This is a genomic window from Stenotrophomonas sp. 93052_Sma (assembly GCF_056481145.1).
Map to the genome: position 1 here is coordinate 515,536 of NZ_CM151134.1, position 16,667 is coordinate 532,202.

The 16,667-nt window shown below is 57.8% G+C and carries 11 protein-coding genes; 7 read left to right on the plus strand and 4 right to left on the minus strand.

Annotated elements, in window-relative coordinates; all coding sequences use genetic code 11:
* Positions 1-116: 116 nt before the first annotated feature.
* From ACZK2V_RS02400 to ACZK2V_RS02410, 3 genes are read left to right on the plus strand one after another with little or no spacing between them, the layout of a single operon-like run.
* Positions 117-3,509: a hypothetical protein gene (locus tag ACZK2V_RS02400; RefSeq protein WP_152911155.1), complete on the plus strand. Its 3,393-nt coding sequence runs from the start codon at positions 117-119 to the stop codon at positions 3,507-3,509.
* Positions 3,499-3,978: a response regulator gene (locus ACZK2V_RS02405; protein WP_080356570.1), complete on the plus strand. Its 480-nt coding sequence runs from the start codon at positions 3,499-3,501 to the stop codon at positions 3,976-3,978. Before ACZK2V_RS02400 ends, ACZK2V_RS02405 begins: the two co-directional genes overlap by 11 nt.
* Positions 3,975-5,192, plus strand: coding sequence for a 5'-methylthioadenosine/S-adenosylhomocysteine nucleosidase family protein (locus tag ACZK2V_RS02410; RefSeq protein ID WP_080356569.1), 1,218 nt, complete (start codon positions 3,975-3,977; stop codon positions 5,190-5,192). The genes ACZK2V_RS02405 and ACZK2V_RS02410 overlap by 4 nt, the downstream gene beginning before the upstream one ends.
* A gap of 197 nt (positions 5,193-5,389) precedes the next feature.
* Here ACZK2V_RS02410 and ACZK2V_RS02415 read toward each other — a convergent pair whose 3' ends face one another.
* The 4 genes from ACZK2V_RS02415 to ACZK2V_RS02430 form a co-directional block, all read right to left on the minus strand.
* Positions 5,390-5,947, minus strand: coding sequence for an HNH endonuclease (locus ACZK2V_RS02415; protein WP_053093340.1), 558 nt, complete (start codon positions 5,945-5,947; stop codon positions 5,390-5,392).
* Positions 5,948-6,590: 643 nt separating this feature from the next.
* Positions 6,591-6,959: a hypothetical protein gene (locus tag ACZK2V_RS02420; protein ID WP_049462937.1), complete on the minus strand. Its 369-nt coding sequence runs from the start codon at positions 6,957-6,959 to the stop codon at positions 6,591-6,593.
* A gap of 454 nt (positions 6,960-7,413) precedes the next feature.
* Positions 7,414-7,788: a TonB family protein gene (locus ACZK2V_RS02425; protein ID WP_080356568.1), complete on the minus strand. Its 375-nt coding sequence runs from the start codon at positions 7,786-7,788 to the stop codon at positions 7,414-7,416.
* Between the two features lie 324 nt (positions 7,789-8,112).
* Positions 8,113-8,760 carry a HEPN domain-containing protein gene (locus ACZK2V_RS02430; RefSeq protein ID WP_049462936.1) on the minus strand — a complete coding sequence of 216 codons (648 nt, stop codon included), beginning with the start codon at positions 8,758-8,760 and terminating at the stop codon, positions 8,113-8,115.
* A gap of 906 nt (positions 8,761-9,666) precedes the next feature.
* On the opposite strand from ACZK2V_RS02430, the gene ACZK2V_RS02435 reads away from it, so the two are divergent.
* The 4 genes from ACZK2V_RS02435 (at position 9,667) to ACZK2V_RS02450 (ending at position 16,595) form a co-directional block, all read left to right on the plus strand.
* A complete protein-coding gene (locus ACZK2V_RS02435; RefSeq protein ID WP_004139622.1) occupies positions 9,667-10,671 on the plus strand; it encodes a helix-turn-helix transcriptional regulator in 1,005 nt (334 codons plus the stop codon).
* 88 nt (positions 10,672-10,759) lie between these two features.
* The gene (locus tag ACZK2V_RS02440) at positions 10,760-12,523 is read left to right on the plus strand and encodes a dynamin family protein (RefSeq protein WP_032968364.1); all 1,764 of its coding nucleotides are present in this window, start codon (positions 10,760-10,762) and stop codon (positions 12,521-12,523) included.
* Positions 12,520-14,733, plus strand: coding sequence for a dynamin family protein (locus tag ACZK2V_RS02445; protein ID WP_049462935.1), 2,214 nt, complete (start codon positions 12,520-12,522; stop codon positions 14,731-14,733). The genes ACZK2V_RS02440 and ACZK2V_RS02445 overlap by 4 nt, the downstream gene beginning before the upstream one ends.
* Positions 14,730-16,595, plus strand: coding sequence for a dynamin family protein (locus ACZK2V_RS02450; protein ID WP_049462934.1), 1,866 nt, complete (start codon positions 14,730-14,732; stop codon positions 16,593-16,595). The genes ACZK2V_RS02445 and ACZK2V_RS02450 overlap by 4 nt, the downstream gene beginning before the upstream one ends.
* The last annotated feature ends 72 nt before the right edge of the window (positions 16,596-16,667 follow it).

Sequence of the window (16,667 nt, forward strand, 5' to 3'; positions counted from 1 at the left end):
GCCAGTGTGGACCGCTCCGGTAGTGAGGGAAGAAGGCGGCTATTAAGCCGCCTTCTTTTTGAACGCGTGCCTCACTCGTAAGGATGAATATTTTGGGCGATATACAGGGAATGTGAATGTCAGCCATTAAAGTGCGCAAAGCCTCATCAAAGTATGGGACTCTCCGTGGGCTTGTTGGGAGTATCAAGGAGCGGGCATATGGGGTCGACCAGAGTGTTCGCACTTTCCGTGCAGTTCGCGGTCTAAGAGATGTGCATGGGAAGGCGAGAGAAACTCTATCCCCATTATCCTATAGTGCTTACTTCGACTACATAAATTCGTTCGCTGCCGAGATGCTTCGGCTGGTTCCCTTAAAAGGCTATTCAAATGTTGCAGCTCTCGTGGAAATGCCGGAGCTCTCTCTCGCCGATGAAGTGCTTTGGAACATTGCGAGAATAAAGGCTGCGGCAGGTGAAATCTCCAAGACGATTCAGATGAATCAAGAGCTTGGAGAGATTGTTTGGGCGGGAGCGAGAGGGGCGCTAGAAAAGGCACAAGAGATTTCGGACGAGTTCGGGGAGTCAATATTTCTTATTGAAAAAAGGATATTCCTCCATCAGCAAGCTGGCGGTCTTGAGGCACAGAAAAAGTACGTAGCGACTGTCAAGCGGGCGCTGCAAGGGGGGGTTGCCCCATTCTTGTCTCATCATTTCAGTGTGCGCAATGAGCCGTCTACGTCAGTTGCAAGATTCACTGCAGATGTAAAGAAGCGATGTGAGAAGATAAAGGACAGGGAGCTTGCAGTTTATCTTGAATACAAGCTTACCAAGCAGTGGCCTTCAGATGAGGCTGAAATTGCGAGCGTACTTAGAGTTGAGCAGAACAACGCTAGCATTGATGTTTATGAAACATTTGTATGTCTGTTGAGCGCAGTTCGCTCAGGACGGCTGCAGGTTGGCATTGATGTCGACGCGATCGTACATGAGTTGAGCTGCATTGAGGATCGCAGACTCAGTACGTCAGCATCCTCTTTAGGGCTGAGCGGCAAGACTATGGATTCGCTGGTGTCAGGTCACTACCGCCAAGCCATGAAGGAATGTCTAGGGCGTCAATGCCTGAATATAGAGGACATTATCACTGCATCCATCTGTCGAGCGCAGGCTGCTCAAGGCCATGGTTGTGAGAGGGAAGCGCGTTCTTTGAGAAACCAGGTCGTCAGCAGATTTGCCGAGGCATTGCTGGCAACTGAGCGATCGGTTGCTGCAAAGGCCGATCTGAGAAAGCTACATTTGAACTGGTATGATGGTTATCTTGTAAGTGCAAGTACCAGGCTCGCAGCGACAGATATATTCGATTCAGTTGCCATGCAAGTTGCAGCGCGAAGTGTACCTGGCTGCGTTCAGAGCACACGCCTTCTATCGCAGCTGTCGGAGCATGGGGACTTAGTTAGATTGATTAATGATATCTCGGTTTCCCCGCGACCAAGTGACGGAGTGGCCCTGAGCTCAGATGCTCGAGCAATTGCTCTGGGAGCGCAGCATTCCGTCGCCCGTGATCTGCCAAGGGTTCTTGTCGAGCTAACTCCCCTTGTACACTCCGATGTTGGGTTCATGAGTCATTTCGCAACGCTCATGGCATTGGAAGCTGCTGCGAAAAACCGAAATGTATCTGCATTCTTGGAGGTGCTTTCAGATGGGGTTGTTCGACTGGGAGCGGTAGCTCTCTCACCAAACGCACTGGCGTTCTCCGCTCAGTTGAGGTGGAAGGATATACGGTCATGCTCCTCTGATATCCGACTATCCATCGCCGCCCACTACCTAAACAAAAGGAATGCCGGGAAATACTGGAGCACATGCTTGCGCTTCGCGATCGACGATTTCCTGAAGATCCATTCCATTGAGCGACCCTCGCAGATTGATGTGGCGGTACACGGAATAAATGCAGTTAGGCACTTCTGGCGGGAGGTCTGCGAGGAGCATGTGGTAGACATGATTTACTCCATAGACGGGGTGAAGTCTCTTCGAAAGGAGATGAGAGAGATACTTTCTGTGCTGCGAGAGATTGATGTCGAGCACAAGGAGTTCTATGACTCTGAGATTGTATCAATCACTCATCTGTTGATGATTGAGGATGGTCGGCGCATAGTTGATCAAAGTCGAATATATGTAGACGAGGCGGCGCTCCGACAGCTTCTTCGTGAGGAGTTGACAGAGCCATTCAGTCGATATCGCGCACTAGCTCCCGTTTCCGTGGAAGACACGAGAGAGTTTGATGAGGTTCTGAGGCGGGTTGCTAAGGGAGATTCTGGCGCTGGAGATCTTGCGTTTCCTAAGAGTGAGGCGGACCAGCTCTTGGTTGAAATGATAAATCTGAGCTGCAACAGATTTCTTTTCGATGCTAAACATGGCCTTGATAGCTATCTCAGTAAGCGTATCCGCCACGGCTCTATCGTCGGGCATTTGCGGGGTGCGATCGAGCAGCACGAAATGATTTTCCAGGCTTTGGGTAGCGGGTTACCCTACGTCGAGCCGGACGATTGGCGGGATAGCTACGTTAGAGTTCCATACATCGAACAGCTTGAGGTCGTCAGAGCGATGTGTGACTTCAGTGAAAAAATCGATGCAGAACTTCTCTATGCAAAGAACAACGTTGTTCAGATTCGTACTGCTGAGAAAGTAAGTGGACTTCTTGGTATTAATCTCGGTGCGGGGGAGTATCATACAATCAGGTCGTTTGTACGGCGGGATCTCTCTTTCGATGGGTTCCTGGATTCAATGTTTGCGGCATTCTGGGGGTTGCTCAACCCGTCATTGAGTGCGGTTCGTAGGCACCTCCGGGAACGCACTGCTGAATCGATATCTAGGGAGTTCTCTAGGGTCAGAGCTACCGTAGTCGCGAAGCGACAAAAATATCCTGAGTTGTCCTTGCTGCTCAGTAAGCTGGATCAAGCCTGTCGGGATGTGTTGGGAGAAGTTGAGTCGGTGGCACAATGGTTTGAAAAGTCTGGGCTTGATGCCGCCCATATGAGATGCAAACTGGCGGATGCATTCGCAATTGGTATAGAGTCGTCGAAGGCCACTTACAAGAATTCAAACCTTAACCTCTCTGAGTCTACAGTCCCAGACTTCGATATAACCGCAGCGGACATTCCCGTGCTGGCTGACGTGCTTCTGGTTATATTTGGAAATATTCACACCAAGTCTGAAGTTCAGGACGGAGCGATTGTTAGCCTACATTGCTCCGTCAATGATGCAGAAGGGACGCTTAGGATCGTCGTAAAAAATGAAGTTGCAGTTGGTGTGCGCGATCGAAACCAGTTTCGTGTTTCTGAGATACTGAATGAAGTTAAGGCTGGGCGAATTGAACAGGGTCTTAGGCGCGAGGGCGAATCCGGCTTTAAGAAGTTGGCTGCCATCGCGAGCCAATCCGCGAAGGGTTACTTGGATTTTGGTTTCTCATCTGCAACGGATTTTTTTGTTGATATGAAGCTGTCCTTGATTCTTCAAGAGGGAGGTTGCTGTGAAGAGTAGAGGCTTCTCGATACTCCTGGCTGAGGATGAGGCACATAAGTCGAAGAATGTCCGTGATCTTTTTGCATCCCATTATCCTGAGGCGATTATCACTGAGGCCGCATCTGTCAGATCAGCCATCGCGCGTCTTGGTCGAGAGAGTTTTGATTTGATCTTGCTAGATATGTCGTTGCCAACATTCGATGTGGCGGCTGGAGAAGGGGGCGGCAGGCCGCAAGGCGCTGGGGGGGTGGAAATTCTTAATGAGTTCGAGCGGCTCAGTTATTCGCCGCTCGTAATTGTTGTAACTCAATACGCAGATTTTTCAATCGATGGAAAATGGTATCTTCTGTCAGAGTTGGAGTGTGAGTTGCGCGAAGAGCATGGGGATGTCTTCCTTGGGCTTGTGGAATTTGATAACGCCAATTTGGATTGGAAGAGGGCGTTGATTAGCTTGATGGATCAATTTATTGCGAGGGTGTCGATTTGAGAATTCTTGTTGTTGAGGATACACAAGCCAAGTTGAAGCGGATCGTTGCCGTTCTCATGGAGACAGGAATTCCTCGGGATCATATCGAGGTGGCAGTATGTTCATACTCTGCACGCCAGTTTCTACGAAATAACTACTACGATCTGCTGCTTCTTGATGTGCTTATCCCTTTCCGTCAAGAAGATGATCCAGATGCCCAGGTCTGCGTTGACCTGCTTGAGGATATTTCTGAGGGTGGTGAGTACAAAAGGCCGGGAAACATTGTTGGGCTCACTGCGTACGATGAAGGCATTGCTGACGCTGTCGATACCTTTAATGAGATGCTGTGGAATGTAATTAAGGTCTCTGAGGCCGACAATGGGTGGGTGGAGAGAGTCAAAAATTGTGTTAACTACCTCCGCTCTGCGCGCAAAGAAGACGCTACGAGAACATCTAAGGCAGAGGTTCTCGTAATATGCGCGCTTCGTAGTCCTGAGTTGGAGGCCGTGAAGAAGCTTCCCTGGAACTGGGAGGCGGAGACCCCGTTCGATGATGTTTCGTTCATCTCAAAGGGCGTCGTAAGTACGGCGAAAGGTAATGTTAGGGTCATTGCTGCCGCTGCTCCGAGAATGGGTATGGTGGCGTCAGCTGTGCTGGCGAGCAAACTGATCGCGGATGTTGTTCCAGATATTTGCGCGATGCCAGGCATTAGTGCTGGATTCTCTGGAAGGGTGGAGTTGGGCGATGTGGTTTTCGCAGATCCGGTTTGGGACTATCAGGCCGGGAAGCGTATCGTGGATGGCAACGGTGAGCCTGGTTTTGAGATGGCACCTCATCAAATTCAGTCTTCGCCGGAACTGAGGGCGCTGATTGAGCAGTTGTCGGAAGATAAGGAGATTCTGAGATCGATTAGAGATGCTTGGCAAAATCCGCCGCGAAATGATCTTAGAATTCGAATTGGTCCCGTTGCGTCTGGCTCAGCTGTGGTAGCAGATAGGGCTTTTGCGAAAGAGGTCTCACACCAACAGCGCGCCGCTTTAGGGCTAGAAATGGAGCTTTACGGCGTCTCATCCGCGTGCGCAATGGCGACATCTCCTCGTCCAAAATTTGTAGGATTAAAGGCAGTATGTGATTTTGCAGACGCGGATAAGAATGATGGACTTCAGTCATACTCTGCCTACACAAGTGCTGCCGTTCTTGATCATCTTGTTCGCAGATATTTCGATATCTGTTAATGGCGTGACGAATATGCCAACTGGAACTATGTGTTTTGGGAGGTTCGATGCCCTTGCCTACAGTAGCGGGGGCGGCGCCAAGACAGCAGCTTCGAAAACAGGTCGCGTCACTACCAGGAAAGGACGAGGGTTGATGCAATCTTTGCAATAGCGCCTGACATGCTCTTCAAACTTTCTGTATCGGTGGACGGCGCCTATCAAAGACAACGTCTTCGGTGAAACTCAAAGAAACCGAGCTGCTTCTGGGAGAAGTCTCTATATCGAAGTGATGCATCCAACTTCAGGCCAAGCCGAACTTGCACGTCAGAAGGTAGGCAGCTCGAAATCAGCAGGCGACCGGCCGACGAGAAGCTAATCCAGCCGCGATCAAAGAGCAGGTCCGCATGCGGGGCCAGCAGAAGACCGTTCTCGTCATCAACGCGCTCGCTATGAGTGCTATCCGCCCACGGTTTGATATGACTCGCGCGAAGGAACCTTTTGCCCATCATCTGAAACACTACGAGCGTCTTGCCATCCTTGGCGTGCTCGCCAATTGCTCGGTTGCCCGCCACATACTTCATGTCTCCGACTTGACCCTCGCCGAAGTAATGAAAGACTTCGTCGTCGTTCCAGAAGTCATGGTAGCCATGAGACACGCCAGCCTCGCCAGTGAACGCGATGACTAGCGGATGCTCCTTGGGTGTTGAAATGCCGCCTTGCCGTTGCCCGCCAAATACACCGTGGATGTGCTTTTGACGGTTGTAGAGCGCGTCCACCTCGAAAGGGAGTTCCTTCCTGGATCCCTGTCCCAGAAGCTAGGTGCCCAGGATTCTGGCCAGAACCAGGTTCCTTGTGTCATTGGCTGACGGGTTTGGCTGCCAGGACAGGGTGCAGATGGGGGCTATTGGGACGCAGACCTAGGGCAGCCGTTCTCAGGTGGGCTCAAGTTCCTCCTGCGTCCCTCGGTTGAGCCCCATCTATCTTTCCAGCGCTGTAGCTCTATTGCATAGCTTGCAACCGTGGATATGGTGACTATCAGAATTCTTGGCCCAGAGTTGTCCACGAACACAATGGCATCGTCACGTAGGCTCAGATCAAAGAAGTGTGCACCTGGATCATGCTTTCCGATGGTGATGCCTTGGCAAGCCAACTCCTCGGCAAAGCTCTCGGCGTCGGCCCGAAACAGGGCAAACTCCGAGTCGGTGAGCCTTGGGTAGTTCTCAAGACTCATTGTGGTGGCTGGCGCGTACGCTCCGCCAATGATCAATCCTAGTAACGCTGCCGCAGTCAGGGCAAGTAAAGTCTGGCTCGGCATAGTGAGGCCAGTGTTGGAGGCTAAGGGGCTCAGACAGCGGCGCATGCTTAGGGCCGTGCATGCAATCCGGCGCGTTGCACTCGATGTGCGTAGCAAAGCACGCTCTATTCCCGAACCTGCAACCGCTCAATAGCCTGCGCAGTCAACGCCACACACGCCATCTTCAATCCTTCCATCACCCGATCCCCCACGTACTCCTCGGGCGCACCATTCTGCCGAGTCCGCTCCGCAGCCAGCATCAGCTCCGCCACCACGCGCAGCCCCGCCAGCGCGCAATCCGCATCCGCCAGCTGAAGACAGCGCCCAGGCAGTTGATGCCGTTCCGGCCAAGGCTGACCGTCTGCAGCCACACCGCTACCAATGCGGCGCAGTGTGGCGACGAAGGTGTTGGGATCGGGGGATGGTTCGCGCTCGGCGTCGGCGTTCTCCGGATCGTACTGCGCGTGCAGGGAACGGAAGTCCGATGTGGTCATGGCAATGCTCCGTACAGGACAGATAGCAGCGCCACCAGATAAAGGCGGCGGACGATGCGTGGTTCGAAAGCCGGACAGTAACCATGCCGGTGGGTCCGAAGACCCCCACGCACCGCCCGCCATGGAACGCGAACGGATTGCCAGCCGGCGTCACACAAGGTGACGCCGGCTGACAAGCGCAAAACACAAGGTTACTGAGCGGGCTTTCGAACCCCGCGCCACCCTTTTCCGGTGGCACGCCAAGAGATACCCGTGCAGCAACCAAATGCCAAGAAACCACAGGACTGATGATTGCCAGTCCTGACGCTTTCGGCATTGTCGCACACGGTGTTAAGCCAGCAAGCGATTGCGCCGCAACGCTCTTGAAGAGCTTGGCGCTATTGGCCCCAAGCGCAGGAGCGCCCGCAGCCAGGGCGATGGCCTAGGGCCAATCGCGACAGATTGGAGCAGCGGTTCAGCCGGGCGGCGCCTCGGCCGTGGGCACGAAGGTCAGACGGACCCGTACCCGCGCATGCCGCGCGACGCACTCAACCACGACCGGATCAAAGCGCCACTGGTCCACTGCGGTAAAGGCCGCTCGATCGAGCTCCCGCAGTCCGCTGGACCGCGCCACCATCACGTTGGAAACGTGGCCCAGCTCATCCAATTGAGCAACCAGCAGCACCGCCATGGGAGCCTGCAGGAAGGTATCGGGCGGCGTGGCGAGGGCCGTTGAATACACAAGGGCAGGTGCCTGCTGCAGCTTGAGGGTGGGGTTGTCGCCGGCCTCTACAAACACTTCAGTGGAAACCTGCGGGTCCGCCGCCATGGCCATGGCAGCTGTGGCCATGGCAGCATCAGAACGAGGTTCAGTGCCAGGGCGGTGTTCAAACGGGGCATACGTGGTTTCCATTCCGGTGCGCTATCAGCATCGCGGCCATCCCCCGGCTGGCTCCCGCCTGGACCGGCTGGCCGCGCCCAGGCCGACGTCGTAGTGGCGGGTGATAGCGCGTGGGTAGAACCTTCCAGCCGCCCGGCGAGGATCGTGGGCATGATCATCCCCTTGGGGGTGGGGGATGGCGTGGAGCGTGCATGGCTGGGGCGGGTCCCAGCCATGCGCTCAGTCCCTAAACCGCGTTGCCGGGCCTGCCGAAATCTCTGGCCGTGCCGTGGTTCAGATGTGGATCATCGGGTAGGCGACTTCACCCAGGTCGGGCGCGTCGTCCCTCATCATCAGATGCAGGATTGCCGGTACCAGTTGGCCCAGGATGGCGGCGCCATCTCGCAACTGCTCACGATTGGCATGGCTGTCCCACGTGGCCCCGCCATGTACCAGCTGGTTGCGCAGTACGTACAGCCGGTCAAGCACGATGGAGAGCACGACTTCAGTACGCCGCTCAACTACGGCCTGCAGCGCCGAGCGCTGGTCCTTGGCAAAGCGCTCTGCCCACTGGTCGCTGCTGTCATGTTCCCGCAGTGCCTTCCAGAAGCGTGCATAGACAAAGCGATTCCCGATAAGGGTTCGGATAGGCCCGGGAAACTGTTTGAACAGGATGTCCTGCAGGCTTCCTTGCTTGTCATGCCTCAGCAAAGCATCGAAGAACTTGCGCAGTTGTTCGCGCTCGGCATTCTCGAATCCGAACTCCTGGGCATAGGCTGCGTTCAGCGCAATCCACAGAAACAGGAATCGCGCGTCCGTATCCTCGTCTTCCTGTTCGGCGCGGTTGAGCCAGCTGATGGCGCGGTGTAGGCGCACGCGCGTCGAGTCCGGTTGTGCATCGCGAATCTGACGATGCACTTCCTTCAGAGCAGTCGAATCCATTTTTCCCCCCTGTAAGATTTGCCATTATGCATGGCACCTCCGGCTGGGAAACTACTCCGAACGTCGCGCACTCCGCCAAGCCTCGGGTAATCCCTGCCAAAGCGCATCCAGAGTGGCTGCGCTGCCGCACGCCAGCGCAGTGGAGCGGCACTCGGGGCAGGCGCGGAACCAGGTCAGTCCCTCGATACGCGCATCCCCGGACGAAGGCAATGTCCGCTTCCAGCCGCAGTCTCGGCAATGGTAGGTCGACTTTTGCGCCAGTCCCCACATGCTCTGCCGAGCCTCAGTCATCTGCGCCGACAAGCTGCTGATCCGTCAGCCAGCGGCCCAGCCCATACAGCGCGAAACCGTAAACCACCGTGGCACCGATAATCTTGAACATGCAGTCCCTCCTCCTGGGTAGTAGCGGGGCGTCCAATGCCCCTGTTCCGATCCTTCGGCGTCCATTCTGCAGAGGGGTGCGACAACCTGTGTCGCGTCACCCGGGCCGATACTCGGCGCTCCCGGGATCGTGGCGGCGCGATTGGATTTCAGACCATTCCTAAAGACATCGCGCGCGAGTTGGCGATAGATTCTGCTGCAGAGCGATCCACCACGAGGCGCCCCGTGCAGGCATGCGTCGCTGCCCGCCGAGCGCCGTGCCATTGGCATCCGTAGCCGGCCGCTATCGGCTTGCGTTTGGATTACTTGAGCCTCCATCGGAACACACATCGTTCCACATCCGCACCCGCAGATGGCCCTGTGTCTGCTGTGAAAGCGTGATCGGATTCAAGATAATCACGAGACCAAGGGAAGGAACCCGTTGTTGGCCGAAGTGGCTTCTTGCGACATCAGATGTCGCAGCTTTCGGTTGAATCGGCTCATCCCCTGCTGGGATGTCGTGGAAACATACAAAGGACTGGCAACATGGACACCGATAACCGCTCCTCGCTGGCGCGCCAGTGGCGTCTGCTGCAGCTGCTGCAGCCTGCTCCGCACTACCGCACCGTGAAGGAGCTCGCCCAGACCTTGGCGGCGGAGAGCTACAAGGGGGGTACTCGAACCATCGAGCGGGATCTGAACGCCCTGTCGCTGCAGTTCCCCATCGAGAGCAATGATCTTCAGAAACCCTATGGTTGGGCATGGATGCGCGGCGCGGCCGCCTTCAGCATGCCGGGCATGTCCGTCTCACAGGCGGTGGTGCTGCTCACCGCGCAGCGCAACCTGCAGGGACTGTTGCCAGCCAATCACTGGCCTGCACTGACGCCGTTCTTTGACCAGGCAGAGAAGACGCTGGCGGCGGTCCGCACGACGCGTTCCACGCGGCGCTGGCACGAGAAGGTCGCCGTCGTGCCAGCCAGCCAGTCCCTGCTGCCGGCTGCGGTGGACACCGACGTGGCGGTCAACGTGCACCAGGCGCTTTTCAACGAGAAGCAGCTGCGCTTGTACTACGTGGCCCGTGGCCGTAGCGATGCCAGTGAGTACGTCTTCCATCCCTACGGGATGATCCAGCGTGGAACGTCCAGTTACCTGGCTGGACGGATTGATGGGCGCACGGAGACCACTACGCTGTCGCTGCACCGGGTACAGCGTGCAGAAATGCTCGACGCCGACACCGAAGGTGCTGAGTCCTTCGAACTCGGAAACTATGCGAGCCGGGTTGCCGCTGGCTTCGAGAGCAAGGGACCTCTGTCCGTTGAGCTGGAGCTTGATGAAGCCCTGGCCCAGCACCTGGCGGAGACACCGCTCTCCCGTGATCAGAAGCTGGACGTCGGGGACGGTCTTGTTCCCCGTCTGCGGGCCACCGTCGATGACTCCGCCCAACTGCGCTGGTGGCTGCTCGGCCTGGGCGCATCGGTACGCGTTCTGGCTCCCGCAGCACTGGCCGACGATATCGCCGCTCGCCACCGAAGCGCCGCACAGCGTTACTGACGTGTGGGTGCGACGCCGGATGTCGCACGCCCGCAACACAATCTTTCCGCGCTACTCCTTCGACCTACACGCCACACAGGGGAAACAGATGTTCGCTGTTAAGAATCAATGCCTTGGTCTGTTGGACCGGATTACGACGCTGGCTGACAGCGCAGCGATCGAACTGCCTGAAAACCACTCGCTCGCCGAAGAAATGCAGCGGGCCGAACTGTTGGTACCGATCATCGGTGCGTTCAGTGCAGGAAAGAGCTCGCTGATCAACACCTTCCTGGGCGCGGACATCCTCCCGGTCGGTATCACCCCGGAGACTGAGCTGGCCACCGAGTTGCGCTTCAGCCGGGATCCCCACGTTCTGGCGCACCGTGCCGATGGTGGCAGTGATCGGCTCGCCGTGGAGGACTTGCTGTCCATCAAGCCGCGGGCCTCGTCGTACACGCACCTGGAACTGCATCTGGACGACCCGCGCCTGGAAGCGCTGTATCCACAGGTTCTCGTGGACATGCCCGGCTTCGGCTCCTCGCTGGACAGCCACAACAAGGCCATCGCCCATTATCTGCCGCGTGGCGCGCACTTCATCGTGGCCGTGAGCGTGCCCGACGGTACTCTGGCCGAGTCGACGCTGCGCCAGCTTGAAACCATGCAGACCTATGAGGCTGGATTCTCGATCCTGCTGAGCAAGGCGAACCTGCGTTCGGCCGAAGAAGTGGATGCCGTGGAAGTGGCTGTACGGGAGCAGCTTGAGCTGCGCCTGGGCGTTGCGCCGGCCATGGCACGCGACGACCGCAAGCAGGGCAATGGACTGGCCAGTCTGCTGCCCAAGATCAGTGCAAGTGATCTGTGGATCGGCCGCTTCCTGCCGCGAATCTCGCGCCAGCTTGCCCACGCTCGTGCCCAGGTGAAAATGGCACGCAAGGCGTTGGATCAGAGCGATGCGGATATTGATCGCAGCGTACGTCAGCTGAATGATGCCCTGGATGATCTGAACGCCCAGCGCGACGCCCTCGTCGCCAAGCTGGGCCGTAGCCGCCTGAGCCAGGTGGTCGAACAGTGCGTTGAGGAAGTAGGCCAGGCCCTTCGCGAGGCCTCCAGTGAGCTGCAGGCGGCCGCTGCCGGTGGCAACAACCCGCGGTTTGCGCAGGTCGTCAGCGATATTTCCCGCCAGCGCTTGAGTCGTGTGGTCAAGGAACGCATGGAAGGGCTGAGCCAGCAGGCGATTGGTGATCTGGCCAAATCCCTGTCTCAGCGCGAGGTGGATGAGGTTGGCAGTGTCGGCGGACCGGACTGGACGCAGCAGATGCAGACGCGCGTGCAGGAGACGCTGACCCAGACCGGTCAAGCGCTCGAGCGCTGGCAGGGCAACCTGCAGAAGGCGCGTGAAGACGAGAAGCTGCTGCGTCCTTATGCCGGTGATGACGAGAATGATCGGGAGAAGACCCAGAGAGCCCGAGTCGCCTTCCGCAGTATCACCACCGTTCTGGCGGTCACCACCAGCGTCGTGGCTCCGGCGATCGAGCTGGTCGTGATCTTCCTGCCGGAGATCCTCGGGTTTGTGTCGCGCAAGCTCCGCGAGGAGGAGCTGCGCAAGACCATCGACAACCAGGTTATTCCGTCGGTGCAGCGCGAGTTCCGGACCAAGCTGCCCGAGCTGCTGCAGGCACAGGTTGATGGCCTGATCGAGCAGGCCGTGCATGAGTTCAAGACGGCCATCGAGGAAAAACGGCAGCTGCTGGAAAGTGTTGTGGCCGAGCAGAGCAGTCCTGCCCGCGCGGCACGCGTGAAAGCACTTGACGCAGCGGAAGCTGGTCTGACCTCCGTTGCGAACGAAGTCGTCGCGCTGGAGTCCGCCCGATGAGTGCTGAAGTGATCCTGGACCGTCAGCAGAAGTTGATCACGTGGCTTGCAGCACACGCCGACATTCTCAATGGCGCCGTCGGGGCTTCGTCGCAGTGGGAGATCGACACGATCGATAGCCTGAAGGAAGCGTTGTTGCGACTGGACGACGAAAATCGCCTGATGGACATTGGCATTGTCGGCCGGGTCAAGGCCGGCAAATCGACGCTGCTCAACGCGCTGGTTTTCAACGGGGAGTCAGTACTGCCGCAGGCGGCGACGCCGATGACCGCAGCACTGACCACGCTGACCTACGGCGACCGGTTCAAGGCGACCGCGCGCTTCTACTCCGAGGCGGATCTTGCCAACATCGAGCAGGCCGCTGCTGCGTACAGCGACCTGCTTGAGAAGTCGCTGATCGAAGAGCTGCGACGCACGGAAGGGCGTGCGGGCCTGGACCCTGAGCGCCGCAGGGAGCTGGCCGAGCGGGGTGCCCGACGGGCACTGGCCACCCAGCAGCCGTCCTTGCAGGCCTCGCACGAGCAGTGGGAGAAGATCACAGCATCCGGCCTTTCGTTGGCCCGCCTGAAGGAGGACAAGCCGCTGGAGGCTGACGACGTACAGGGCCTGGCGGCGCTGCTGGCGGACTACGTTGCCGCGGAAGGTCGCTACATGCCTGTAACCAAGAGCGTCGACATCGAGATGCCGGTGGAGGCGCTGCGCGGGCTGCGCATCATCGATACGCCGGGGCTGAATGACCCGGTTGCATCGCGCGAGGCACGCACCCATGATCTCTTGAAGTGCTGCGATGTGGTGTTTGTCGTCAGCCCGGCAGCGCAGTTCATGAGTCAGGAAGATCTGGACGTGATGGCGCGGATCACCGCTGCCGAGGGCATCCGCGAACTGGTGCTGGTTGCCAGCCAGGTGGACAACACGCTGCATGGTTCGGAAATGCAGGCACAGCTGCATGCTTCGCTGACCGGTCTGCGGCGGGAGCTTGCGGGCCATGCGGGCAAGGTGCTGGATAAGCTGAAGCTCTCCAACCCCGAGGTTGGCGATGTATTCCAGAGCCTGGTGGACAAGGGTGAGGATGCGATCATCCACAGTTCCGGCATGTGCCATTCGATGTCCGTCGAGTTCGACAGCGTGGCGGATTGGCAAGGTGGCCGCCTGACGGCATGGCAGAACCTCAAGGAAACCTACCCGGACTACTTCAGGGATGACAATCCAGGGCTGTCACGCACCAATCTCGATCAGTTGGCCAACATGGCCGGTCTGCATGAGGTGGTGGAACAGACCCGTTTAGCGAAAGCGCGCGTGCTGGCCGCTCGGCGCCAGGACCTGCTGGATGCCAAGGAGCGGAAGCAGGTCGAGCTGCTGCGTGAGCTGCGCAGACAGTTGTCTTTGCGCAGAGGGGAGATTGGTGAGGCCGGGCTGACGGAGCTGAAGAAGAACAAGCGAGGGCTGGAACGTCGCAAATTCAACCTTACGGTGGCTCTGGATGATGAGCTCATGGGTATCAAGACTGGTTTCGTGAATGGCCTCAGGAAGGCCATGAAGGAGGTCATCGATGGCGCCTACGACGCTGCCGATTCGGGGGTGAGCAGGACGGTAGGTACCGAGAAAACCACCCGCCGCACTGAGTCTCCTGGCGCCTTCAATTGGGTGGCAAGAAAACTCTGGGATGGCGGCTACCGGGAGTATGAGGAGAACAACCGCACCGTCCTGCCTGCTGCTGTGAAGTCCGCCGTATCGGCATTTGCTAGTGGGCTGCGAACAGATCTTGACAGCAGAGCGACTGAGTTGCAGGCCAAATTTGGCAAGCGGCTGTTTGCAGAACTGCTCCAGACGGCGCGACGGCAGTTGGACGATGAGCTGGACATCGAGGCGGTTTATTCATCGCTGAAGAGCATCGTCAATGGCGTGGAGTTTCCTCCGGTTTCGCTTCGGGCACCGGTGCTGAAGGCATCCACCATGAAGCTGAAGGGTAGCGAGGCCGATACGTTCCTCGAGCAGGCGCAGCACGCCATTGAGACACTGCGAGAAACGGCTGAGGCTGCGGTCTACGAGTATGTTGAGACAGTAAAGAGGGCAATTCCAAAGTCTGTTGCAGATGACTTCATTGGGCACATTCAAGCTCAGTTCGATGCACTGCAGGCGCTGATGGAAGACGCTGAAAAGACGCGGGCGACACTGACCATGATGGATGCGGAGCTGGAGGCAATGCAGTGAGTGGTGACAATGGCAGGCCGTTGTTCGAAGGCACCAGCGCGCAGCACCTTACCTACCTCGCCGGGTGGAAGCCGTGGGGCCGTCGGCCCCACGTGACCGCCATCCAGGAGCAGATGGATGCAGCCAGCCAGCGTTGGATCTCCATCGTGGAGGACCATCGACGGCTCAACATCACGGCGGAGCAACGCGCGCTTGCCTTGGCAGAGCGGGAAGCTGAACTGAAACACGCATCCGGGGCTCTGGCAGAGCGCGAGACCGAACTTGAACGCGCATCGGAGGCTCTGGCGGAGCGGGGAACTGAGCTGAAGAGTGTGTCCGAGGCCCTGGCCGAGAGTGAGACCACCCGTAGTCGCGAGCGTGACGATGCGCAGACCCGCGAGCAGGCACTGGCTGGCGAACTCGATGCCCAGAGGCAGGTCTCGCAGGAGCTGCAGAAGGAGCTTCAGGAAGCGGGCAGGCGCGAACTGGACCTGAGCCAGCGCTACGGCGCCGAGAAGATGGCCCGGGCGCAACTGACGACGAGCCTGGTGGATGCCCAGGACCGCCTTAAGGTGCAGTCCATGCAGCATGCTGCAACCCAGGCTGCGCTTGAAAGCGAGCAGGAGCAGAGCCGTCAGTTGGGTGGCGACCTGGATCTTCTGCAGGCCGAACATGCCGCAACGCAGATCCGCTTTGCGCTCGTTTCGCGCCTGCTTGCTGTGCCGCCGCCGCGAAATGAGGGAATCGAAGCCTTCCAGAAGCTGCTCGATGATGACTACATGCGCTTTGCTAGTGCCGAGGCGTCCCTCGCTGACGAAGCGAAGGCGCTGAGGCTGTTGCAGTCCATCCAGCAGGAGCTGCACCTGATGGCGGCCAATCCGGACATCTTCCGCCGCACGGTCGTGGGGGTGGTCGGTGGCTTCAGCAGCGGAAAGTCGGCCTTCATCAATAGCTTCCTCGGCAAGGATTTCAAGCTGCTCTCCAGCGTCACGCCGGCAACCGTCATCCCCAGCTACGTGTATCCCGCGCAGCAGACGCAGATCCAGGCGTATTCGTTCAATGGCGGCTGCATTGATCTGGATGCCGGGTTCTACCAGGAAATGTCCCGTGCGTTTGTCGAGAAGTTCAGCTTTGACCTCAAGCGGATCATGCCCTTGGTAAGCGTCGGTACCAGCATGGACACCGAGCGCACCGGCAACATCTGTCTGATGGATACCCCCGGCTACAACCCGGGTACCGAGGGTAGTTTCAGTCAGAGCGATCGCGCGGTAGCCGTGTCTCACTCGCGGAAGTCGGATGTGCTCTTCTGGGTCATCGGAATTGACGCCAACGGTACGACTCCGGATTCGGATATCGAATTCCTGAAGGAGATTGGTTTCGAGGGACGCCCTGTCTACGTGGTTCTGAACAAGGCCGATCTGCGATCAGCTGATCAGATTGAAGAGATCCTGGGGCAGATCGAGGACGAAATCGAGCTGAATGGAATCACGGTTGAGGGCATCAGTGTTTACTCCTCAAAGTACGGCAAGGAGTACGAATTCCGTGGAAAATCCATGCAGGACTTCCTGCGTGAACGTCCCAAGGGTCGTCTGCCGATGGAGCATGTCGAGGATCGGATCAACGAGGTGTTCGAGCTTTATCGCAGTGCCATCACCGAATCCATCGCGACGGCGAAGGCCTGCCGCTCGGCCGCGCGTGCGCTTGCATTGGACCTGATGCAGGGAGATGTCCAGGATGCGGCAACCATGCGTTCGGCAACCCAGAACGTGGAGACCATCAACGCGGCGATGAACCTCGACGCCCTGTCCAGACTTCTTGTCGATGCGGACCAGATCAATGCCGCTTTCCTCGATGCAGCAAGACGGGTGCTCACGCCCGCTTGATGCGGGTGTGGCCTGGCATGACCTGTCTTTGCCTGAATGTCGCTATGGCTTGGGGCCTGCCTTCCGCCAGGC